Origin of the sequence: Pseudarthrobacter sp. TAF60_1 (assembly GCF_052113505.1) — a bacterium.
In the GTDB taxonomy this organism is placed as follows: domain Bacteria; phylum Actinomycetota; class Actinomycetes; order Actinomycetales; family Micrococcaceae; genus Arthrobacter.
The window spans coordinates 319,502-341,593 of record NZ_JBFRDI010000001.1 but is presented as its reverse complement, the minus strand read 5'-3'; the positions used below and the strand labels follow the sequence as shown (position 1 = coordinate 341,593).

24 protein-coding genes are annotated in these 22,092 nt (G+C 60.8%); 10 read left to right on the top strand and 14 right to left on the bottom strand.

Annotation, left to right across the window (positions count from 1 at the left end; all coding sequences use genetic code 11):
- Nucleotides 1-108: 108 nt before the first annotated feature.
- Complete coding sequence (locus AB4Y73_RS01690; RefSeq protein ID WP_441867726.1) at nucleotides 109-510, bottom strand: VOC family protein; 402 nt, start codon at nucleotides 508-510, stop codon at nucleotides 109-111.
- A 10-nt stretch (nucleotides 511-520) separates the two neighbouring features.
- Nucleotides 521-958 (bottom strand): helix-turn-helix transcriptional regulator, encoded by a 438-nt coding sequence (locus AB4Y73_RS01685; protein ID WP_441867724.1) that lies wholly within the window; start codon nucleotides 956-958, stop codon nucleotides 521-523.
- A gap of 918 nt (nucleotides 959-1,876) precedes the next feature.
- On the opposite strand from AB4Y73_RS01685, the gene AB4Y73_RS01680 reads away from it, so the two are divergent.
- Complete coding sequence (locus AB4Y73_RS01680; protein WP_441867722.1) at nucleotides 1,877-2,347, top strand: hypothetical protein; 471 nt, start codon at nucleotides 1,877-1,879, stop codon at nucleotides 2,345-2,347.
- Between the two features lie 424 nt (nucleotides 2,348-2,771).
- On the opposite strand, the gene AB4Y73_RS01675 is transcribed toward AB4Y73_RS01680, so the two are convergent.
- Nucleotides 2,772-2,978, bottom strand: coding sequence for a hypothetical protein (locus AB4Y73_RS01675; RefSeq protein WP_441867720.1), 207 nt, complete (start codon nucleotides 2,976-2,978; stop codon nucleotides 2,772-2,774).
- Nucleotides 2,979-3,256: 278 nt separating this feature from the next.
- On the opposite strand from AB4Y73_RS01675, the gene AB4Y73_RS01670 reads away from it, so the two are divergent.
- On the top strand, nucleotides 3,257-4,042 hold the full coding sequence (locus tag AB4Y73_RS01670) for a DUF4839 domain-containing protein (RefSeq protein ID WP_441867718.1): 786 nt from the start codon (nucleotides 3,257-3,259) through the stop codon (nucleotides 4,040-4,042).
- 124 nt (nucleotides 4,043-4,166) lie between these two features.
- Here the strand turns inward: AB4Y73_RS01670 and AB4Y73_RS01665 are convergent, their stop codons facing one another.
- The 5 genes from AB4Y73_RS01665 to AB4Y73_RS01645 form a co-directional block, all read right to left on the bottom strand.
- Nucleotides 4,167-4,622, bottom strand: coding sequence for a hypothetical protein (locus AB4Y73_RS01665; protein ID WP_441867716.1), 456 nt, complete (start codon nucleotides 4,620-4,622; stop codon nucleotides 4,167-4,169).
- A complete protein-coding gene (locus AB4Y73_RS01660; RefSeq protein WP_441867714.1) occupies nucleotides 4,622-4,879 on the bottom strand; it encodes a hypothetical protein in 258 nt (85 codons plus the stop codon). The genes AB4Y73_RS01665 and AB4Y73_RS01660 overlap by 1 nt, the downstream gene beginning before the upstream one ends.
- Before the next feature lie 171 nt (nucleotides 4,880-5,050).
- Nucleotides 5,051-5,746, bottom strand: coding sequence for a CDP-alcohol phosphatidyltransferase family protein (locus AB4Y73_RS01655; protein ID WP_441867712.1), 696 nt, complete (start codon nucleotides 5,744-5,746; stop codon nucleotides 5,051-5,053).
- 44 nt (nucleotides 5,747-5,790) lie between these two features.
- A complete protein-coding gene (locus AB4Y73_RS01650; RefSeq protein ID WP_441867710.1) occupies nucleotides 5,791-6,198 on the bottom strand; it encodes a hypothetical protein in 408 nt (135 codons plus the stop codon).
- A complete protein-coding gene (locus tag AB4Y73_RS01645) occupies nucleotides 6,195-6,587 on the bottom strand; it encodes a cupredoxin domain-containing protein (RefSeq protein ID WP_441867708.1) in 393 nt (130 codons plus the stop codon). The genes AB4Y73_RS01650 and AB4Y73_RS01645 overlap by 4 nt, the downstream gene beginning before the upstream one ends.
- A gap of 339 nt (nucleotides 6,588-6,926) precedes the next feature.
- On the opposite strand from AB4Y73_RS01645, the gene AB4Y73_RS01640 reads away from it, so the two are divergent.
- The 5 genes from AB4Y73_RS01640 to AB4Y73_RS01620 all read left to right on the top strand — a co-directional run bounded on the left by AB4Y73_RS01640 (nucleotide 6,927) and on the right by AB4Y73_RS01620 (nucleotide 11,572).
- Complete coding sequence (locus AB4Y73_RS01640; RefSeq protein WP_441867706.1) at nucleotides 6,927-7,475, top strand: hypothetical protein; 549 nt, start codon at nucleotides 6,927-6,929, stop codon at nucleotides 7,473-7,475.
- Nucleotides 7,472-7,753 (top strand): PqqD family protein, encoded by a 282-nt coding sequence (locus AB4Y73_RS01635; protein ID WP_441867704.1) that lies wholly within the window; start codon nucleotides 7,472-7,474, stop codon nucleotides 7,751-7,753. The genes AB4Y73_RS01640 and AB4Y73_RS01635 overlap by 4 nt, the downstream gene beginning before the upstream one ends.
- Before the next feature lie 29 nt (nucleotides 7,754-7,782).
- Nucleotides 7,783-8,985 carry a hypothetical protein gene (locus AB4Y73_RS01630; RefSeq protein ID WP_441867702.1) on the top strand — a complete coding sequence of 401 codons (1,203 nt, stop codon included), beginning with the start codon at nucleotides 7,783-7,785 and terminating at the stop codon, nucleotides 8,983-8,985.
- An 86-nt stretch (nucleotides 8,986-9,071) separates the two neighbouring features.
- Complete coding sequence (locus tag AB4Y73_RS01625; protein ID WP_441867700.1) at nucleotides 9,072-10,652, top strand: polysaccharide biosynthesis tyrosine autokinase; 1,581 nt, start codon at nucleotides 9,072-9,074, stop codon at nucleotides 10,650-10,652.
- A gap of 8 nt (nucleotides 10,653-10,660) precedes the next feature.
- Nucleotides 10,661-11,572, top strand: coding sequence for a nucleotidyltransferase family protein (locus AB4Y73_RS01620; protein WP_441867698.1), 912 nt, complete (start codon nucleotides 10,661-10,663; stop codon nucleotides 11,570-11,572).
- A 12-nt stretch (nucleotides 11,573-11,584) separates the two neighbouring features.
- On the opposite strand, the gene rfbA is transcribed toward AB4Y73_RS01620, so the two are convergent.
- Nucleotides 11,585-12,490, bottom strand: coding sequence for a glucose-1-phosphate thymidylyltransferase RfbA (gene rfbA / locus AB4Y73_RS01615; RefSeq protein WP_441867944.1), 906 nt, complete (start codon nucleotides 12,488-12,490; stop codon nucleotides 11,585-11,587).
- 64 nt (nucleotides 12,491-12,554) lie between these two features.
- Here rfbA and rfbB point away from each other — a divergent pair, with 64 nt between their 5' ends.
- The 3 genes from rfbB (at nucleotide 12,555) to galU (ending at nucleotide 15,992) form a co-directional block, all read left to right on the top strand.
- The gene (gene rfbB, locus AB4Y73_RS01610) at nucleotides 12,555-13,553 is read left to right on the top strand and encodes a dTDP-glucose 4,6-dehydratase (protein ID WP_441867696.1); all 999 of its coding nucleotides are present in this window, start codon (nucleotides 12,555-12,557) and stop codon (nucleotides 13,551-13,553) included.
- Nucleotides 13,554-13,556: 3 nt separating this feature from the next.
- Nucleotides 13,557-15,008 (top strand): sugar nucleotide-binding protein, encoded by a 1,452-nt coding sequence (locus tag AB4Y73_RS01605; protein ID WP_441867694.1) that lies wholly within the window; start codon nucleotides 13,557-13,559, stop codon nucleotides 15,006-15,008.
- A 93-nt stretch (nucleotides 15,009-15,101) separates the two neighbouring features.
- Complete coding sequence (gene galU, locus AB4Y73_RS01600; protein WP_441867692.1) at nucleotides 15,102-15,992, top strand: UTP--glucose-1-phosphate uridylyltransferase GalU; 891 nt, start codon at nucleotides 15,102-15,104, stop codon at nucleotides 15,990-15,992.
- Between the two features lie 24 nt (nucleotides 15,993-16,016).
- Here galU and AB4Y73_RS01595 read toward each other — a convergent pair whose 3' ends face one another.
- The 5 genes from AB4Y73_RS01595 to AB4Y73_RS01575 form a co-directional block, all read right to left on the bottom strand.
- Nucleotides 16,017-16,463, bottom strand: coding sequence for a VanZ family protein (locus tag AB4Y73_RS01595; protein ID WP_441867690.1), 447 nt, complete (start codon nucleotides 16,461-16,463; stop codon nucleotides 16,017-16,019).
- An 80-nt stretch (nucleotides 16,464-16,543) separates the two neighbouring features.
- Complete coding sequence (locus AB4Y73_RS01590) at nucleotides 16,544-17,155, bottom strand: LPXTG cell wall anchor domain-containing protein (RefSeq protein WP_441867688.1); 612 nt, start codon at nucleotides 17,153-17,155, stop codon at nucleotides 16,544-16,546.
- 168 nt (nucleotides 17,156-17,323) lie between these two features.
- Entirely contained in the window at nucleotides 17,324-19,192 is a 1,869-nt protein-coding gene (locus AB4Y73_RS01585) for a DUF4012 domain-containing protein (RefSeq protein WP_441867686.1), read from the bottom strand.
- Nucleotides 19,193-19,194: 2 nt separating this feature from the next.
- Nucleotides 19,195-20,508: a UDP-glucose dehydrogenase family protein gene (locus AB4Y73_RS01580; protein WP_441867684.1), complete on the bottom strand. Its 1,314-nt coding sequence runs from the start codon at nucleotides 20,506-20,508 to the stop codon at nucleotides 19,195-19,197.
- Between the two features lie 63 nt (nucleotides 20,509-20,571).
- Entirely contained in the window at nucleotides 20,572-22,002 is a 1,431-nt protein-coding gene (locus AB4Y73_RS01575) for a sugar transferase (protein WP_441867682.1), read from the bottom strand.
- Nucleotides 22,003-22,092: the final 90 nt, after the last annotated feature.

Here is a 22,092-nt window from a genome sequence, read left to right as displayed (position 1 = left end):
GCCCCACGGTCCCACCTCCGGCAGGCGAGGTCAAGTGCTGCCGGAAACGCACGACGTCGGCACCCGAGGTGAGTGCCGACGTCGTGCGTTCCGGTGGTGGGGTGAAACCTACCCCTGGTTGATGCGGATCATGTTGCCGGACGGGTCGCGGAAGGCGCAGTCGCGCGGGCCCCACGGCTGGTCGATGGGTTCCTGCAGGACCTCGGCGCCGGACGAGCGGAGCTTTTCGAAGGTGGCGTCGAGATCGTCCGTGGTGAACACGAGCATGGGCATGACGCCCTTGGTGAGCAGTTCCTGGATGGCGTCGCCGTCGGCCTGGGAGCGGCCGGCGTGCGGAGGGGAGAGGACCAGTTCGAGGTCGGGCTGGGCATCGCTGCCCAGGGTGACCCAGCGCTGCCCGTCGGAGCCGACGTCGTTCCGGACGTCGAAGCCCAGGGCGTCGCGGTAGAAGGGGAGGGACTCGTCCACATCGTTGACGGTGACATGTGCGTATTTCAGTGAGATTTTCATGTCTTCCACGCTATTTCAGCGCGGGCGCGGGCGCTTCTTCAATCCTGCTCGGTTTGCGGGCGGGCCGGGTGTGCTGCCGGGCGATGCAGGACGGCATGGCCTTCACGGCGTGGTGCTCACGGGCCCGGTAGGCGCTGGGGGTCATGCCCACGATCTCGGTGAACCGGGAGCTGAAGGAACCCAGCGAGGTGGAGCCCACCTCCATGCACGCATCGGTGACGCTGGCCCCGGCGCGCAGCAGCGCCATGGCGCGTTCGATCCGCCGGGTCATCAGGTAGTTGTAGGGCGTCTCGCCGTAGGCGGCCTTGAACTGGCGGGAGAAGTGCGCCGCGGACATCAGCGCGCCGGCGGCCATGGTGGGCACGTCCAGCGGCTTGGCGTACTCGCGGTCGATCAGGTCACGGGCACGGCGCACGTGCGCCAGGTTGACCAGCTCCTGCGGTGTCATGACGCCATTCTACGGCGGAGCCGCGGTGATGCGACGTGCTGGCTGAGGATCTCAAGCATCGACGCACTCGCCAGGCACGATCACCGATGGACGAACCCAGATGGCCGAAGCCCACTTTGGGCCTGTACTGGATCGTCCAGTCGGGAGAGCCGGAGGATCGAACCCAGTAACGCTGGAGTAACGCAGCCAGTACTAGTGTCCGCAACACGAGGGTGTAGGGCCCCCGTGAATTCCCCCAAAGGAGCATCAGAAGCCATGCCAACTGAGAAGGACGTGCAAGAGCGGCAATGGTGGTGGTGCCCTAAATGGTACTGGCCATTCGCCGTATGCTCCGGAATCCGCACTGCGCACAAGTGGTGCTACAACTTCTCCTGGGTCCGCGAGACTCGATACGGGGTGTTCATCCACTTGGAGGGTTGCGAGAACGGCACTCTCTTCACTTGGAGTAAGCCCTCCGTAACCCTCTTTGGCAGTACCACCTATCCTGGGGGTGAACTGTGTTTCGACAGTCCTCGTTCCCAAGAAGGACGATGCGACCCCAGTGCGACCGGGCTGCAGGCCTCCGGCCTCTCTCCCAGTGTTCCGTACGTATCGAATCTTGTGTCGGAGACGACGACAAAGGCTTCACGGTCGGTTGAATCGGGGGCATTTGAATTCACCGAGGAAAACGGCGGCCTTTGCCGACGGGGGACGTGGCCATGGAAGAGAACGCTGCATGACCAAATGATTAGAACCTCGGTGGCCACCCGATTCGTGGAAATCCAGTGGTACTTAGGGGGAGTGCCCGTGACAGCTAAAGCGGGTACGGTTTCGGTGGCATCAAGCTCCAGTTGGCCGTTTCCGCTGCCCAAGGGACGAAGCGAAAACAGAGTCTCCCACATCCGGTATGAAGTGGTAAATGAACCCAATCGCAGTGTCTTGAAGGCGTTCAATGACCCGGCTGACGGGACGTACTCCGTCTCAATCGGATTTACGGCGTTCGATGCTGGAAAGGAGTACGGCTCCGCGTACACCGACGAGCAATTCACGGGCGAAACCTGCGACTTTGATGCGGTCCTGGTAGCTGAGATGACCCGTTGTGTTGCCAGGTTTGCTGACGTTTCCAAGAAATACGCCAGAATCCAAGACCCCAAACCGGGAGAACCGGTCGTGACGTTCCCTGAAGAAATTTGGAGATATGCCCGCGACCGAGGACTCGAATACGCGGATTCGCTGCTGGAAATCGCCGCAAACTCTTACCGAGCAGACCCCGAAATCTTCCTACAAGCCGTTAACCAGCTGGAACAGGACGTTGGCGTCGCTGGACTCATGCGGCAAATTACCGTTGAGCCGCGAACGAGGGAACAAAAGGTTGTACTGCAGTCAGCCGAGACAGGACCTGAAACGTGAACACTGTAGGACCCGGGCGGAACAGCTTGCGGCGCGTCCGGATTCCGGGGTTCCGTCCCCATCAGGAGATAGGTCTTGGAGACGCGGCAAAGCGGGTAACCTCCTTGGCGGGAATTACTCCTTGCGGTGGCTGCCAGCAACGAGCCGAGGCGCTGAACCGACGAATCGTGCTTCACGGTGCCGGATCGAAGCGACCAAGCCGCCATAAGAGCTTGCTTTACAGGATTCGATGGATGGCAACACGGATCATCGTTGCAGCCAGACGGACAGCCAACACAGGGCACCGTTAGCCTCACATAAGTGTCCTTCCAGCTTGCCCATCTATTCGCCTGGACCGCGACGGCAGAACAGACCCTAGAATCCATCGGCTGGTCCTGAACGGAATTTCAGGCACAAGCCACTAGGTTCTGGGCTGCCGAAGCCCCTACTTGTGGGGTCCCCCGATGCGGACGATCTCCAGCGCTTCCGGATCCAGCAGCTTCCGCACGCCGGTATCGGCGTCCAGGATCCAGATCAGTTCAAGTGAACGTACGACGTCGGTCACCCGCCCCTGGTGGAAGAGCTTGCCGTTGTGCCACGCCTGGATGTAGTCGTCCACCTGAATCTTGGCCGTTGCTGTTTGTGCCGTCATGCTGTGCCTCCTGCTGGTTTGTCCCCGTATGCACAGCATGCCGCGGCCAGATTGCCGGGGTATTTCCGCAGGATGATATTTCTGTGACGGCGTGAGCGTCAGGCCGGGACCGGCTCCAACCTGCGACCACGTAACGTCATGACCCGGGGAAATTAGTCGAGCAAAACCCGGATATATTCGATGAGCCCCGTGACTGAACGCGGCGGCGGGGTCGGGTCGTCACTACGTGCACGACGATTTCATAAACAACTGGTTTTATTAGGAGTGGGGGGAGCCTCATGGCTGGCGACGACGCAAGCTACGAGATCAAGTCCGTGCAGACAGTGCGCGGAATGGAAGCCAGGACGATGGCGAAGTGGGAGAAAGAAGGCTGGGAATTCGTTACCCAGAGCCAGGAGCCGCTGTTGCGGACGAAGTTGACCTTCCGCCGCCTGAAGCCGAAGCGGCCCCGGTACCTCTTGCCAGCGGCGGCTGGGGCGCTCCTGCTCATCGGAATTATCGTGGCCGTCGGCGTCGCCCAAGAGGGCGATGACACCCCGGAGGCGAACACGCCCCCGACAAATGCCGCGGTGGTGCAAAGCGAACAGCCCTCAAATAAGCCGTCTGAGAAGCCGAGCCAGACAACTGAGCCCAGCGCACCGGCTACGCCTACACCATTGGCGTCAACGGCTGAGCAGACCCTGACTGTACAGAACAATGCGGAACTTGCAGCTCTTCTTACCGCGACAGATTTGGATTACGACCGCATCGAAGGCTTTGCAACTAAATATAAAGGTAGGACCATTGAGTTCGATGGAAATATCGCTGACATGAATAATCACGGTGACTACAAGACAAGGTACGACATCCTGATCGGCGCCGGGAACTACAGCGCAACGTCAATGCCCGGACCTAACTTCCAGTTCAAGGACGTGAACATCGTTAGCGATCTGCATCTGACGGGTTCGAACATTCCCGACGGCTTAGGCAAGGGAAACAACCTTCACATCATTGCTCGGGTGGAAGGTTTCAACCGCACCCAGGGCCTCTTCTTCTTGAAGCCGGTTTCCACCTCAGTACGTTGAGTATGGCTGTCTTGGCCCGCAGCTTCCCTAGACGGAGGACAGGACCCGGCGGCGCCGTTCCAGCGCAACGATGCCGCGGCCGAATGAGAACACCAGCAGCGGAAAGGGCCAGTACGGGCCGGCCTTAGCCTGTGGCCTTGGCCCGCCGGTCCGGGATCTCGATTTGGAACCCGCACGCGCACCGGAGGACGCGGGTGGACAGGTACACGCTCAGCGCCTCGGGGACGGGCCGGTCTGAGTAGCTCGCCTGGACGCTCCGGCGCTCGGTGCCCACGGGGATCATGGGCCGGCCGCAGTGGATGTAATGGCCGCCGAAGGCCAGTACCCCGGACGTGTTGCCGGGCCGGTTGAGGATCCGCGCCACCTCCGCGACGTCGGCATCCAGGGTGCTCGGAACACGGCACTTACTGCACGTGAACGTCACCGCCACCATGAAGGGGGAACCCGCGAAGGGGGAGCCGGCGTCGAGCGCGTCTATGGCGGTGACCTCGAGCCGGGCACCGTTCCCGCAGTGCAGGCACCTCAGCGGGTCCGACGGCGGGCTCTGCCACGTGGCGTCGCCGTCGTGCCTGACGGTCATCAGGCCACCGCCGGGTAGCTGGCCAGGATGTACTCGGCCGCGGCAGGGCCGGTCATGGTGAGCCTGCTGTCCGTGACGTCGATGCCGCAGCGGGTCATGGCGGTGCGGAACGCTGCATCGGAGTGGGGCTGGAGGCCCTTCAGGAGGCACCAGCTGACGTACAGTCCGTACAGGCAGTCAGGCCCGAGGGAGCAGTCGCTGGTTGGATCGAAAAGAGTGGCTTCGTCAAGAAATTGCTGGTACTGCGAGGTGGCCATTCTGGCTCATTCCCTAGCTGCATCATGTGCCGCCGATTTGCTACAGCAGCGCCCGCGGCCCGTGCAAAGGAACCGGGTTGGGAGGCCGTTGAACGGTTCCGTCCCTGAACAGAAATGTACGCCCACTGCTCTGTTTTTGTACAGGCTCTGGTTGGCTTTGTTGACCAACTGTTATCCCAGGCTCTGGACGGAAACCGGGACCCGGCGGAGCCGTTCCAGCGCAACGATGTCGCGGGCAAAGGAGAACACCAGCAGCGGAAGGGCCAGGGCGGGCGCGGCGACTCCAATGGCCGGCGGGATGCCCGGGGCCAGGGCAAGGAGCAGCGCGAACGGCTGGAAAGCCCCGATCGCTTTACTGCCGGCGCGGGGCGGGAGCGGGCTGCGCAGGTGGGGCCAGATGCGGCCGGCGGCCACAAAGAAGTAGTAGAGCGCCCCGAGGCCGAGGGTCCAAGGTCCCACCGTGGCCGCGGTTGCGCAGGAGAGGACCAGCACCAGGGCGGCGTCCGTAGCAGTATCAAAGCGTGCTCCTGCCGGCGATGCCGTGCCGGTGCGCCGGGCGACGGGGCCGTCCAGGGCGTCCATGAGGAAGGCAACGGCACCCAGAATTATCAGCAACGGGCCGGGGCGGGCTCCCGTCAGCAGCACCGGAACGCCCGCCACGGCACACAGGGCCACGACGACGGCCCGGAGTAACGTGACACGGTCTGCGGGCGTGGAGAAGCTCGGGGTGCGGCGAAGGACGGACGCGGCGGCGTTCCCGATGACCACAGCGCCCGCGCCCAACCCAAAAGCCTGCAGTCCGAGGTCCGGCCAGGACACGGCCGAGAGCCAGGTGCCCGCGACGACGTAGACGGCAACTGCGGTCATCGCGTCGGACGAGGCACGGACGGCGGTCCTGTTCTCGATGGTTTTCAGGGAGCTGTCACCCGCCGTCCCCTGGGAGCGGAACGGATGAGTCCCGTGGCAGCGAGGATTGTTCCGGCTCCCTCCGCGACGGCGCTGAGCGACTTCTCGAAAAACCATACGGGATCATACATTGCCGGGAACGGTCCGATCGCGGGAATGTCGACGTACCGGTACAGCACCACGGCCACGAAGCCGCTGAACGCCACGGCCAGGGCAAGGGCGTAGGCGGCTCTGCTGCCCCGGACCAGAACGTAGGCCGCGGACAGGACCGCTGCGGCGCCTTCGAGCAGGAACAGGGTGCCTTGCCCGATCCCGCCAGGTGTGGCGGCCTGGTAACCCGGGGCGAGATGGAGATGAACGCCGGCATCGATGAACAGCATGAGGGCTGTCAGTACCCGCAGGGCCATGCTCATTTGACCGTCAGCGTCCCGTGCATGTCGGGGTGGTGGGTGCAGTGGTACGGGTAGGTGCCCGGGGCTGACGGGGCCGTGAAGGTGGCCGTCCCGCCGTGTCCCGCCACCTTCGCGTCAAAGGCTGAGCCCTTGTCCGCGGTCACGGTGTGGGCCGCGGCGTCCATGTTGGTGACCGTCACCGTGGCGCCCGGTGGCACCGTGATGGGCGCTCCGTATTTGAAGTCCTGGATGGTGATGGTGGCTGCCGCCGTCGCAGCGCTCGCCGTTCCCGTATCAGGCGCCTTCCCCGGGACGGTGGTGACGCCGGAACCTCCGCCGCCGGCGGCGCAGCCGCCTAAGGAGAGCGCTGCGATCAGCAGTGCTGCGGACCAGACCTGAATCGCTTTCATGGTGCACCGTCCTCGACGCCGGAACTCAGGCCGTGTGGTCCTGCCTGTCCCTACATTGTGCTCTTCTGGGGCCAACTTGGCTCCTGTGGGTAAACGTTACGACGGCGGTGGCTCGTCTTTGGTTCAAAAGGTTGCTTGGGTGCCACATCTGGTAGTCATCGCCGCAGCTGGAGGGCGTCTTAAAGCAAAAATGAGCAGAACTTGACGGAATCTTTCAAACGGTTTGATTTATCCTTTGGCCGCGTTGGGAAGAGTAGGTGCGTCGCGACAACGCGCCAAACACTGAGCTGGCCCCAGCGGCCGCAGTTGAAAAACACGGGGGCACAATTGTCTGAGGTTTTGAACACAGAGGTCACGAGCAGCGACGAGGGCGGGTTTAGCCGCCGCCGGGTCATGAAGGGTGTGGCGTGGACGGTGCCGGTTATTGTGACGGCCGTCGGGGCTCCGCCCGCGTCGGCGTCGCCGGGGCCGACTGACGCGTCTGGCACTTGGGGAAATGTGGGTGCATCAACCGCCACGGGAAGTGTCGGCTCACTCGCTGTTCAAGCGCCCACGACCTTCGACATTAAAACAGGAACTGGCTTTAAGGAAACTTCTCTCACCTACACCATCACCATTCCGTCGCTTGGCTCGCAAAAATCGCTGATCGAAATCGCTTCAGCATCGCCTGGCACAGGCACCTCGACAGTCGGTAAGGGAGGTAAGAATACGACCTTCACGGGAACGCTGACCACGACGCCGGGGAATCATAATCTCCATGTCGTCTTGGGTGGGTTCAAGTACACCACCAAGCCGAATAAAACCGGTCTTCACACCTACACGATGACGCTTACGGTCAGTGGGACCACAATATCTACGTCCTCATCGTTGTCAATCACTTTCCCATGATCTGGCGCCACTCCAACTGCGTCGCCAAGGTCCGCACCGAATCTGCAAACCGGTTAGCGGTGCTTCACCTAGACGCAAACCAACCGGTGGTACTGGAAGGCACGGCAGTAACCATTTGGGACCTGATTGACGGCGAGCGGACTGAGCAGGCCTTACTCGCCGAACTGGAGTGCTGCTTCGAGGATCAGACGGCCCAGATGCAGTCCCAAATCGAAGCTTTCCTGGCCAACCTTGCAGCCCAGCACCTGATTGAACCAGCCCACGCCACTAACCAATAATCAGCAACAGCATAAGATCCGGGGGAATCATGAGCGGTAGCAACGTACAAGTGGCGGGGGATCCACCGCAGGTTGCGGAAGTCCTGGGCAGCAGGGACCCACTGTGCCTGAATCTATTAGGCGTGGAGTTCACCGTTCGCTGGGGCCGCGGCGTCACCGGGGAGCAGCGGGAACGGATGCGCTCAGCGTGGGTGCGGTGTGCCAGTGAAAGTGCACCCCACCTTCCGTCACTGCCGAGGGAGCCCAACGGCTCCCAGCCGTTTTCAGCGTCCGTCACCTATCAGGCGCCGGCGAACGACTTCGGCACGTTCGCCTTGCAGGCCGCTTCCTTTGATGAACTGGCTGAGAACCTCACGTCCCGGCTCACTATCGCCGCCATACTGGCAAACGCGGGGGAGCTCACCATGCTGCACGCCTGCGGAGTGGCTGACCCGGTCACTGGGGCGGTCGTGGCTTTGGTTGCGAAGTCGGGAACCGGCAAAACGACAGCAGCGACTGCGCTAGCCGGAACATTTGGTTACGTCACTGACGAGACGGTGGCCATCAGGCCCGACGGCTCAGTGGTTCCGTACCCTAAGCCGCTGTCGTTGAAGCAGGAGTACGTCGTTCCAAAGCGGCAGGTGGGCCCGGACCAGCTCGGACTCCAGCCGGCTCCTGCCAAGCCGTTTATCCAGTCCATCGTGCTGCTCGACCGGGTTGACGGCACTCAACCGGTCCTTCCGACCCTGAGCAAAGTGCCGCTCGCGGACGCGGTTCTGGCTCTGATCCCGGATTCCTCCTCACAGGCTGAAATCGACCAGCCGCTGCAGTCGCTGTGCCGTCTGATCGACGGCGTCGGGGGAGTCTGGCGTGTCGCGTATTCGGAAGCCGCCGATCTGCCCGAAGCCTTGGCACCGCTCTTCCGGGAGCAATATCCCTCGGAGCCAGAGTGGCATGCGCCCGGAGTGACAACCGGGCTGACGGCCCTTCCGGACGGTTACATCCGCCGGACGGCAGCAAAAGATGCCGTAACCATCGACGGCGACCTGCTTGTAATGCTCGACTCGGAGATTGTGCGCCTCAGCGGAATCGGGCTGGCCCTCTGGGAAGCAACCGCGGACGCCGTAGCGGAAGACCAACTGGCCGAAGAAGTCGGCAAAGTACACGGCCACCCGGAAGGCTACCGGGACGCCGTCTCCGAAGCCGTCAAGCAGCTCATCGCGACATCAGTCTTGGAACAGGGCAGCAACTAGCCGCCAGCCGCGTGGGGGACCACCAGAAGCAGTAACCCGGCACCGAAGTCCGGGCCACAATACACGAACCTGAAGAAGGAACCACCATGAGCGTCACCACAGCCACCCCGGGGGAGGCGCAGGCAGGCCTGGACCTGGCCGACTACCTGCGTGTAGTCCGCACGTACTGGAAGGCGATCGTGGCGTTCACCCTGCTGGCCACGCTGGCGGCGTTCGGCTGGACCGTCCTCCAGCCCAAGATCTACTCCTCCGATTCCAGCGGCATAGTGGTCACTCCGGGCTCGGACAACGTGAGCCTCTCCCTCGCCGGCGATAGCTTGGCTAAGGCAAAGGTCAAGAACTACGAGTCCGTGGCCAAGTCAAGACTCGTTGCGGACCGGGTCATCGCGGACCTTGGCCTCAAAACAACAGCAGATGCCCTGCTCGGATCCATCAGCGTGAAGGTGCCGCTGGACACTGCAGAGATCAAGGTGACGGCCCAATCACCGGACCCGGCCACCGCACAGCGCGTGGCCGACGCCTGGGTCAACGGCCTCGCCGCCCAGGTGGAGGCGATCGAAACCGCACCGCCCGCGGAGGCAGTACCCGGCGAGGCAGCAAAGCCCGACACTGGACCGACAACCGCCACCACCGCTTCAGCCGTGCGCGTTCTTCCGTTGGGTAAAGCGGTGCTTCCCACCAGCCCCGTTTCCCCCAACGTCAGGCTCACCCTGGCTCTGGGCGCACTGTTAGGCCTGGCTCTCGGCGTGGCCTATGCGCTGGTCCGCCGGCACCTGGATCGGCGCATCCGCAGCGCGGCGGAAATCGAGCGGCACTTCGGCGTTCCCGTGATCGGCACGCTCCCTGTGGACCACCGCCTGGACGCAAAAAGTACAATTCTGGAAACCGGTACCGCAGGGCAGGTTCACGACGCCGGCGGCGCCATGGCGGAGGCCCTCAGAGAACTGCGCACCAACCTCAGCTTCCTTGACGTGGACCAGCCGCCGCGGATCATCGTAGTCACCAGCTCGGTGCAGGCCGAAGGCAAGTCCACTGTCACGGCCAACCTGGCGGTCACCATGGCGGCTGCGGGCGAAAAGGTGGTGGTGGTCGACGGCGATCTTCGGCGCCCCACACTGGTGGACGTTTTCAACCTCGTGCCGGGAGTGGGGGTCACCGACGTCCTCACCGGCACGGCCGAGCTGGCGGATGTCCTCCAGCCGTGGGGCGCCGTGCCGAACCTCTCTGTCCTCGGCTCGGGCCGAATTCCCCCCAACCCCAGCGAGCTGCTGGGTTCAAGGGCGATGCAGAACATGCTCAACGCCCTGGCCGAGAACGCGATTGTCCTGATCGACGCCCCGCCGCTGCTTCCGGTGACCGATGCCGCCGTACTTTCGCGGGTGGCAGACGGGGCCATTGTGGTGATCCGGACGGGTAGGAGCACCCAGGAGCAGCTCGCTCAGTCCCTTGGAAACTTGGACAAGGTCAAGGGCCGGGTCCTGGGGGCGGTCCTCAATTACGTGCCAACCCGGGGAACAGACTCCTACTCCTACTACGGCACCTATACCTCCGAAACCGCGGCCGCTGGACACTCGGTGGCTGGGCCCCGTCGCGCGTCCACTCTGCCGGTCACCGACGTCGAAGCCCGTCTCGAAGCCGTGCCCGCCGGGCGTAGGGCCAAGGACTAGGCTGCGCTGTGGCGAATCACGGCGACAAAACTCAGCTCAGCATCCCCGAAGGCGTCATCCTCGGCCACGCCCTGGTTTCGCGGGTGGCGGACAGCTTGGGTATCCGGGCTTTCTTCATCAAGGGCCCGGCGAGCGTGGTCCAGGGGCTGCGCCTTCCAAAGACTTCCGGCGACGTGGACGTGTTTGTGCATCCTGGGGAGCTGGAGCTGATACTCCGAGGCCTCCGGGAACGGGGCTGGCGGGAGCGTCCAGTAGACCCGGACAGCACGACCTTTCCCAAGCACTCGGTTACTGTCGACCATCCGGAATGGCCTTGTTGTATCGACGTGCACTTCCGTTTTCCAGGGATGGAGACCGCCCCCGATGACTGCTTTAGGGTGATGTGGGCGAACACCGAGAACCTGGAACTTGCTGGGCAGGTTGTGCGGGTCCCGTCAAAGGCTTTGGGAATCCTGATCCTTGCACTTCACGCTCTCCGCTCGCCCCACCTGCCGGATTGCCGGCAGGAACTTGAATTCCTGGCCGACCTCACTGAACGGGAGTCGCTGGCCGCCGCCGTCCTGGACGTCTCGACCTCGACGGGTGCCCTCGCGGCCATGCGCCCTTTTCTGGAGGGCCTGCTTCCCCAAACGGTGACGGTGGACTGGCCCGAGCCCTCCACGGAATGGCTCAACCGCCTCATGGCCAAAGAGCCGGGCAGCGCCCGGCTGATCGCGATCGCCCAGGCCCCCCTGCTGGAAAAGCCCGGGATGCTGTTCCGTGCCGTCTTCCCCGCACCGGAAGTGCATCTGTCCCGCGACATTTACGCCGATATGTCCCTCAGGGGCCGGTTCAAATCCCACAAAGCCCGGTGGGCCCGCTTTCTGCGCTCGGTACCGAAGATCGTGCGGGACCTCAACCAACTTCGGCACGGAGGTTGAGCCGGTCATAAGTCAGCGTTGGGCCAGCTGGAGGCGCTCCGTTGCGGCGTCCAACCCTTCTGCGACCAAATCCAGAAGGTATTTTCCGTACCCACTCTTAGCGAGCGGAGCTGCCCGTTCCTGCAGTTCGTCATCGCTGAGGAAGCCTAAACGCCAGGCGACTTCCTCAGGACACCCGATGGAAAGACCTTGGCGTTTCTGGACGGTGCGAACGAATTCGGATGCGTCGTTGAGGTCGTTGAACGTTCCGGTGTCTAGCCAAGCAGTTCCGCGCGGCAAAATTTCTACTTGCAGTTCTTCGCGCTCGAGGTAGACCCGGTTGACGTCTGTAATTTCCAGCTCGCCGCGGGGAGAGGGCTTGAGTTCGCGGGCGATCTGGACCACATCGTTGTCGTAGAAGTATAGGCCCGGGACGGCGTAGTGGCTTTTGGGTTTCGCTGGTTTTTCTTCGAGAGAGATTGCTTTGCCTGAGGCATCGAATTCCACTACCCCGTAGGCCGATGGGTCTTGAACCCGGTATCCGAAAACGGCGCCCCCGTCGATATTCTCGAAGCGCCGCAACTGAGTGCCAAGGCCTTGTCCATAGAAAATGTTGTCTCCCAGGACCAGGGCAACGGGACCGTCACCGATGTGTTCAGCGCCAAGGATGAACGCTTGGGCCAAGCCGTCGGGGGAGGGCTGCTGGGTGTAGGTGATGTTGACGCCGAACTGGCTGCCATCGCCCAAAAGACGTTGGAACTGATCGGCATCGTGCGGAGTGGTGATGATGAGGATGTCCCGGATGCCGGCGAGCATCAGTGTGGACAGCGGATAGTAAATCATCGGTTTGTCATAGACCGGGACCAGCTGCTTGCTGATTCCCAGAGTGATTGGATGCAGACGTGAACCGGTTCCCCCGGCGAGGATAATTCCGCGCATATGCAATATCTTCGCCGCCGTTACAAATTCAACCAAATCGTGTCGCTGTGGAACGATGAATGTCATGCAGCGACTTCTTGTTACCGGTGGTGCCGGCTTCATCGGTTCGAATTTTGTCCACTACGTTCTTGAAAACACAGGCGATCACGTCACGGTGCTGGACAAGCTCACCTATGCAGGCAACATCGAGTCCCTGAAAGGCCTCCCGGAGGAGCGCTTTGCGTTCGTTGAGGGAGACATTGTGGACGCCGGTCTAGTGGACGGTCTGGTTGCTGAGTGTGATGTCGTGGTCCATTACGCTGCCGAGTCGCACAACGACAACTCCCTGCACGCCCCGCGCCCGTTCCTGGACACGAACATCATCGGCACGTACACGTTGATCGAGGCGGCCCGGAAGCACAACAAGCGTTTCCACCACATCTCCACCGACGAGGTCTACGGCGATCTGGAGCTCGATGACCCGGAGCGCTTCACCGAGAACACCCCGTACAACCCCTCGAGCCCATACTCGTCCACGAAGGCCGGCTCCGACCTGCTCGTGCGGGCCTGGGTACGGTCGTTCGGGCTGCAGGCCACCATCAGCAACTGCTCAAATAACTACGGTCCGTACCAGCACGTGGAGAAATTCATCCCGCGCCAGATCACCAACGTGATCGATGGGATCCGGCCCAAGCTCTACGGCAAGGGAGAAAACGTCCGCGACTGGATCCACGCAAACGACCACTCCTCGGCCGTGCTCGCCATCATCGACAAAGGCATCATCGGGGAAACGTACCTGATCGGCGCCGACGGCGAGAAGAACAACAAGGACGTCGTGGAGCTCATTCTCAAGCACATGGGTCAGGCGCCCGATGCCTATGACCATGTTGTGGACCGGGCCGGCCACGACCTGCGGTATGCCATTGATTCGGCCAAGCTCCGCGATGAGCTCGGCTGGGAACCGAAGTTCTCCAACTTCGATGCCGGCATTGAGGACACCATAGCCTGGTACCGCGAGAACGAGGACTGGTGGCGGCCGCAGAAGGCCCAGACCGAAGCCAAGTACAAGGAACAGGGCCAGTAACGGATGTCGATCGAGTTCGCCAAAAAACTGCACGCCCACGAAACTCCGATCCCCGGCGTCGTCCTCTATGACCTGCCTGTTCATGGTGACAACCGTGGCTGGTTCAAGGAAAACTGGCAGCGGGAGAAAATGGTGGCACTCGGGCTGCCAGACTTCCACCCGGTGCAGAACAACATCTCATTTAACGAAAAGGCCGGCACCACACGCGGCATCCATGCCGAACCGTGGGACAAATTCATTTCCGTAGCCACGGGCAAGATCTTCGGTGCCTGGGTGGATCTGCGCGAAGGACCATCCTTCGGTGCCGTCTTCACGGCCGAACTGAACCCGAGCCAGGCCATCTTCATTCCCCGCGGCGTGGGCAACGCCTTCCAGACCCTCGAGGACAACACCGCCTACACCTACCTGGTCAACGACCACTGGTCCGCCGATGCGCAGGGACAGTACACCTTCCTGAACCTCGCCGACGATACGGCAGGCATCCAGTGGCCCATCCCCCTTGAGCAGGCTGAACTGTCGGACAAGGATAAGGCACATCCTCGCCTAAAGGATGTCGCGCCAATGCGGCCGAAGAAGATCCTCGTCCTGGGTGCCAACGGCCAGCTCGGCAAGGCCCTGCGGGACCATTACGACGGCGACACGTCAGTCGAGTTCGCCGGCCGCGCAGAAATCGACCTAACCGCGGACGAGTCACTCGCCACGGTCAACTGGAAGAACTATTCCACAATCATCAATGCCGCGGCTTACACCGCCGTCGACACCGCAGAAACTCCGGAAGGCCGCCTTGCGGCCTGGAATGTCAATGTGTCCGCCGTGGTGCGGCTGGCGCGGATCGCTGTCGACAATGATCTGACACTGGTCCAGGTGTCGTCGGACTATGTCTTTGACGGTTCGAAAAAGACCCATGGAGAGGACGAGCCGCTGACACCACTGGGCGTTTACGGCCAGACCAAAGCAGCTGGCGATGCAGCGGTCAGCGTCGTTCCGAAACACTACATTGTGCGCACCAGCTGGGTCATTGGAGACGGCAACAACTTTGTCCGCACCATGGCATCCTTGGCGGCCCGCGGGATCGAACCGTCCGTCGTCAACGACCAGATCGGCCGGTTGAGCTTCACGACCGACATCGCCGCCGGCATTGGCCATCTGTTGAGATCCGGGGCGCCCTATGGCATTTATAACCTCACCAATGACGGCCCCGTGCAGTCCTGGGCAGACATCGCCGCAGACGTGTACGAGCTTTCGGGCGGCTACAGCTCTTCCGTCACAGGAGTAAGCACGGCCGAGTACTTCAGGGGCAAAGCGGCTGCACCGCGGCCTTTGAACAGCCTGCTGGAGCTGGGCAAGATCAAGGCCACAGGTTTCACTCCCCGGGAGGCGGGGGAAGCTCTTCGCGCCTACCTTAAGGTCACCCCGGTATTAAACGCCTCACAAGAGGTGTTTCTCCGACGGTGAACTCCTTCGAAACCCTGGTGACTGAACCCCCTGCACTTCGTAACTGACGCACCCAATTGCGATTTTCTGCCATCGATTTTGTAAGGTTCATTCATGACTATGGGGAAATCTATCACTAAGGCCGTCATTCCTGCTGCCGGCCTGGGGACCCGCTTCCTTCCCGCCACCAAGGCAATGCCGAAGGAGATGTTGCCGGTAGTTGACCGGCCGGCGATCCAGTACGTCGTGGAGGAAGCCGTCAAAGCAGGCCTTGACGACATTCTGATGATCACCGGGCGCAGCAAGCGCGCCCTCGAAGACCACTTCGACCGCGCACCCGGGCTCGAGCGGACGCTTGAGCTCAAGGGCGACAAGCAGCGCCTCGCGTCAGTCCAGGAGGCGTCGGATCTTGGGCCCATCCACTACGTCCGTCAAGGCGAGGCTAAGGGCCTTGGTCACGCGGTGCTGTGCGCGCAGCAACATGTGGGCGAGGAGCCCTTCGCAGTGTTGCTGGGCGATGACCTGATCGATGAAGCTGAGGACCTGCTCACCACCATGATGGAGGTGCAGCAAAAGACCGGCGGCTCTGTGATCGCGTTGATTGAGGTGGATCCTTCGCAGATCAGTGCCTACGGTTGCGCCGACATCACGGCCATCGATGGCGAAGACTATGTTCAGGTCAACAGCCTGGTGGAGAAGCCGGCGGTTGGCGAGGCACCGTCCAACCTGGCTGTCATCGGTCGGTATGTATTGCACCCATCAGTTTTCGGTGTTCTGGAGAACACGGCACCGGGGCGCGGCGGAGAAATCCAGTTGACTGACGCCCTCCAGACTCTGGCTGCAAGCGAGGGCGAAGGCGCTGGCGTCTACGGAGTGGTCTTTAAGGGGCGCCGTTACGACACAGGCGACAAGCTTAGCTACCTTAAGGCCGTCATCACCCTGGCCTCCGAGCGAGTGGAGTTCGGCGAGGACCTGAAGACGTGGCTGAAGGCTTTCGTGGGCTGAGGTCCACTTGCCTTTGTGACGTCCCTACGGGCCCAACGCTGGCAAGCGGCGGGCCCGTAGTCGCTTGAGGGCTTTGCGGGCAAGCAGGGCGCCCATGACAGCCCCTCCGGTATTTGTGACAATATCCAACAGGCTTGCAAAGCGGTTGTGAAGAAACATCAGCTGGCCGAGTTCCATCAGCCCGGATATCAACAAACCGAGTGCCCCGATCTGCCACCACTGGTTCTCGGTAAATGCCAGTGAGGCGACTGCGCCGAGAGGGACGAAAAGAAAAACGTTGGCGAAAGCCTCCACGAATTGGTAGTTGAACCAAAGCGGAATTCCGTGGGCGTGAAGGAAGTCCAGGACGGACGCGAGCTGCCCTTGGACCGGAGCATCAACCGGACTCGGCCAGAATGCAATCAGCCCCAGAAGAACCAGCATGGCTGCCAAGATGGCACGCCAGAAGCGGTGACTGCCGATGTATTTCAACGAGCTCCCTTAAAAGCAGAGGGTGGGTAGGCTCCGAAAACCGGAGCCTACCCACCCTCTTATAGATGTGGGTGTTGACGTTAAGCTGTGGCGTCAGCCTTCGCTCGGCGGCGAACAACAACTACCGATGCAGCACCCGCTGCGAGCGCGCCGGCGCCAACAAGACCCCAGAGGGCCAGGCTGGCGTCGGCCCCGGTTTCAGCGAGACCGCCAGTCCCATTGACCGAAGTGCTAGCGGCGCTCACCTTTGCAGCCTTGACGGTCACGATGGCCGTCACTGTGTGACCGCTTCTAACACCAGTGGCGGTGAGTCGGTAGGTTCCAGCCTCGCTAATTGTCAGCGGGATGGAAAAGTGGCCCTTCGCATCCGCTGTGGCGGTAAAGGACTGCGGTGCGAGTTGCACGGTAATCTTGGTGGCGACCCCCATGCTGGCGCCATTTGCGAAGCCGGCACCGTTTGCCTGGGGTCCATTTATCTGCTCTACCTGGACGTCTACCTGCTCGCCCGGTTCAAAACCGTCGCCCGAGAAGTTGAACTGCTCGCCTTCCTGAACGTCGCCGTTGTCTACATTGCCCTGCTCATTTTCGCCATGTCCTGTGTAGGCGTCCCCCTGATGATCTGCAATGGCCGGCGCAGTGCCCACCAGAACGATCGAACCAGCGAGTACTAATGCCGCAAGTGCTTTTTTCATGAGTGTCCCCCCGGAGACGTTTTGTTTTGTTGTACCCGATTTGAGGAAGTTCCTCTTCGCACGAGACCTCTGCGAAAATCCGGGTGTTGATCCCAGACAGACACTACCACGTCCGACGAACCGAGAACAATGTGAATCAAGACGGTTTACTTAGTGTTAACGCACTGTCTACGGCTGCTCCCCACATTCCGGAATTTCCGCTGGCAGGATCACGTCTTTGACATCTTGAACGGTCGGCGTGACAACCAAGTTAGGTTCGGCATGCTGAACTATTTTGCCGAAAGCGAAGTCCACTGTGGTGCTTTCGCCCGGAGCCAGCTTCACCATCAATGTACCCACAGGTCGGTTGCTGTGCCGCTGTGCCGCAAAGGAAGATTTCTTCCCGTTCACTGCGGCAGATTGAACTGTGGCCTGCGAAGGGCCGTAGACCATCACGTTGGTGTGAACTGATCCAGGTGCAACTCCGAAAGCGCCCCCGCCCGTGACGTAGGCCGGAAGTGAGGATGCGGCGTCGGAGGGGGCGGTGTTTGTGCTGGTGACCCTCACCGTGGTCTGCTCATAACCGTCCTTCGCACATGCCTTAATAAGTTGCACAGTGCGCTTGACGTAGTAGTCCATCTTGGCGCCCGTGTCATCGTTGAAATAGACGCCGAACTGTGCGGGGTCGACGCTCGGCCCGGTTATCGATCCGCTTAGTGGATACAGGCCTATCACGGACTGTTCCATGGGGAGTCCAGACCAGACGAGAACCCGGCCTTCTTCGACTCCCTTGGTAAGCCCCTTGAGTAATCCTTTGGCTTCACCTTTGCCATTGGAAAGGGCGGCAAAAGTTTCCTGTGCCACACCCGCGAAGTAAGCATCCTGAAGTTTGGGGTTCGGTATCTTGGCATAGACATCCGACAACAGGACCTTGACGATATTCTTCCCAGACAGCTCGGTAGGTAGCTCATGGCCGGCCAAAGCGATCAACTCCGGGTGGGTAATTTTCACAGGTCCAATGGCATCCAGGATGTGGCCCAGTGCTACCGGATCAATGGAAACCACTCCGTCTACGCGCTGACCATATTTCTTCTCCCACATGGCCTGGGCAGTGCGGGCGGCTGTCGGAAAGTCGGGGGTGAGATTGACATCCTGCATGAACTTTCCCACACGCGCGGAGTAAATCTGTTGCTGTTCGGGGTCCACAGGAATGGTTGGTGCCATAACGCCAACGTCTACAGCACTGCTTTGGGTCCCAAGGGTCAGCTTGCCGTTGTCGAGGGTGAGGACAGCCAGCGCGCCGGGTATGCCGCCCGAGGCCCGTGATTCCGCGTTGTTTTGGACAATGAGCAGGTAATTGCGTGGTGCCTGGGCGCCGAGCATCCCAGGCGCAATGCTCGAAGCGTTAGCGGCTGCGTCAAGTGCACCGGTGAGGCCTTGCAATTGATCTCTCGCGCTAGTCAAAGGGTCCGCCACCTGCCTGACCAGGTTCGTGGTGTCGATCTGACTCAGTCTGTCGGCTGACAGCCGCACTGTGTGTGCTGCTGCAGAAATGTGGGGGGAAGCTGCTTCGAGCGGCCTGAGATCAGTGCCTGAGCTGCCGGGGAGCAGCGTCTCCCAATTGAGGGAGCTGTAAACCTTAACCAACGGCGCGAGACCCAGATTGGACACATCGTCGGCGGAACGGGCCACTTCGGCCACAGCGATGAAGTTTGCCCCGAGGCCAGGAATCGTGGATGCCAAAGTCCACAGCGGATCGTCGGCTGCTTGTTTCGCCGCGGACGTATGCGCGCGAAGTTCATCAACGGTGGCCTCAGCCCCAGCGGCGTTGTCGTTGGCTAGCTCTTCTTTGAGAGAGGGGATCAGGTGCGTCGCTGACGTGAGCTCGGAATTTATCTCCGTAGCTTTGCTTCCTAGCCAGGCAGCACTTGCCACACCAATAAGGACCATGCATCCCGCCGTCGCGCCAAAGAGCAGGAACCGACGGCGGAGGCCCTTTCGCCGAGATGTCGAGGTCAGGCGTGCCTTGGACCGGGCATCGTCACGTTTGTCGGCCATCGTCAGGGTCGCCCTAGGCCTCGGTAGGCCCAGCCGGCTGCGCGCCACTTGGCGGCGTCCAAAACATTGCGGCCATCCAGGACGCGAGGTGAAGAGACAGATTCCACCAACGCGTAGGGGTCCAATTCGCGGTACTCCTGCCATTCAGTGAGTAGCAACAAGGCATCCGCTCTCTCTACGGCCGCCGACGTATCCGGCTCATAGTGGAGTTCAGGGAATCTGCGCGCTGCGTTTGCCAGAGCCTTCGGATCGGTCACCGTCACGACAGCACCCTGCAATTGCAGCTGTGCGGCAATGCTGAGTGCAGGTGAGTCACGAACATCATCGCTTTCCGGCTTAAATGCCGCGCCCAGAACCGTTACTCGTTTTCCAAGCAGGGATCCGTTGCACAAGTCGCGTGCCAGCTCGACCACACGTGTTCGGCGGCGCATGTTGATAGCGTCCACTTCACGGAGGAACGTCAATGCCTGATCGGCGCCGAGCTCACCGGCACGCGCCATAAAGGCGCGGATGTCCTTGGGTAGGCAGCCTCCGCCGAAGCCGATGCCGGCATTGAGGAACTTTCGACCGATCCGATCATCCATGCCGATGGCGTCAGCGAGTTGCGTGACGTCCGCGCCCACAGCTTCACAGACTTCGGCCATTGCATTGATAAACGAAATTTTAGTTGCCAGGAACGAATTTGCGGCACTCTTAACCAGTTCCGCGGTTGCGTGATCGGTTACGAGACGGGGTGTACCCGACGCGAGTGGAGCTGCATAAACTTCATCGAGAATGGCGACAGCCGGGTGGTCCTCAGAACCGTCTTTGACTCCATAGACAAAGCGGTCAGGATGTATCGTATCGGCCACGGCATGCCCCTCACGGAGGAACTCCGGATTCCAGACTACGTGCGCTTCGGGCTGCTGAAGGGCAATCAAAGCGCAGAGTCTGCCAGCTGTACCCACGGGAACTGTCGACTTACCAACGACTAGGTCTCCCGCGGCAAGGAAGGGCAGTAAGGCAGCGACCGCTGCGTCTACGTGGGTAATGTCCGCGGCATTCTCACCCTGTTTCTGCGGTGTTCCAACACAAACGAAATGAACATCGCTGCCGGAAGCGAGCGCCATATCGGTTGTGAACGTTAAATTGTCAGTCACGGCGCCGTCGTTTAGTAGCTGCTCCAGCTCTGGTTCGTAGAATGGCGGTCGGCCGTTCCTAAGGCCTTCGATTTTCTGCTCATCAACGTCTATACCGACCACCTCATGCCCGAGTCTAGCCATGCACGTTGCATGGACAGCGCCCAGGTAACCGCAGCCAATCACTGATATACGCACAATATGTTTCCGTTCTGAAGAAATTGAAGTCAGTAAACCTGAAAACTGTCACAGTAAATCCAACTAGACAGCACCGGTGCCGGCGAACACAGCTTTGAAGGTCTTCAGCAAGATAACGATGTCACCCATGAGTGACCAGTTCTCAACGTAGTATAGATCCAGTCTGATGCTCTCTTCCCAAGTAAGATTGGATCTTCCACTTACTTGCCAGAGTCCACTCATTCCAGGACTTACGTAGAGTCTTCTGTGAGCGTCATTATCGTAAAGGGCAACTTCACCTTCTCGCTGTGGTCTTGGCCCGACTAGGCTCATTGAACCGCCCAGGACATTGAAGAGTTGCGGCAACTCGTCAAGTGAGAACTTTCGAAGTACACCACCGACGAGTGTGATGCGAGGGTCATTTTCTACTTTGAATAAGGGTTTACCTGCTGTGCCCTGAGCGGCGAGTAGGGCACCCAATTCAGCATCAGCATTCACCCTCATTGAACGGAACTTGAGCATGTAAAAAGATGTCCCTCGAATCCCTATTCGTTCTTGGCGATAGAAGATGGGACCGGGGCTTGTTAGCTTGACTAAAAGTGCTATAACTAGAAACACGGGAAGTAGGCACGCGACAAGTATTCCCGCGGCCACTAGGTCGAACGCCCTCTTACCCACCTTTTTGCCACCGGTCAGCTTCGGCGTGGAAACATGGATCAGCGGCAGGCCTGCCACTGGCTGAGTATGGATCCGCGGTCCCGCGATGTCAGTCAACGCGGGTGCGAGGATCATTCCCACGTCTCTGGCTGCAAGCTCCCATCCAAGTCGTCTGAGATCTCGCGGGTGAATATTGACACCAGCAGAAATCGCTACTGCGTCTACCTCTAGATCTCTTATCTTGGCGAGCATCGATCCCAGCTCCGCATCAACACCGGCTATCGGGACGCCGATCTCAATCGGTGGATGGACGGCCGCGCCCGGTATATACGCAGCCACGGGCTGGTATCCGGCCGCTGGCGCGCTGAGGAGTGACCGAACCAAGTGCGAGGCAGCATGGTGACTACCGATGATCAATACTCGCGAGCTACTCTCGCCTTGCCGGCGAGCGATACTTAGATGCTGACGAATAAGCCATCGAGCTATCAACAGTCCGAGTACGCCAGCCGGGAATGCGAGGCCTACGAAGCCTCGGGCAGTGTCAACGCGGGTGGCGTAAGAGAAAACTGCCACTAGGCCAAATAACCAGGCTGAGGCGGCAATTACCCGCTTGTATTCCTCGGACCCCGCTCCGAGAACCCGGGACTCACGTGAACCCCAGAAACCCAGCATCACCCACCAACTACCAGCCAGTATCGCGGAGATTGTGATGTAGTCAATGTCTTGGGGACCATCAACTGAAGCCTCGTTAAAACCAAATCTCACGCCGTATGCACCAATGATGGCCCAGGCCACGACGAGAGCGTCTGTTAACCGAAGACGGCGGACATACTTTGTCCGCCATGAAACCGCTTTCAAGGGAACCCCCAAACCTTTGTATCTGCCGGAATGATAACCGGCTATGTAGCCGTCTTGAATAGTGTCTTGGCTGGAACACCGACAACCGTC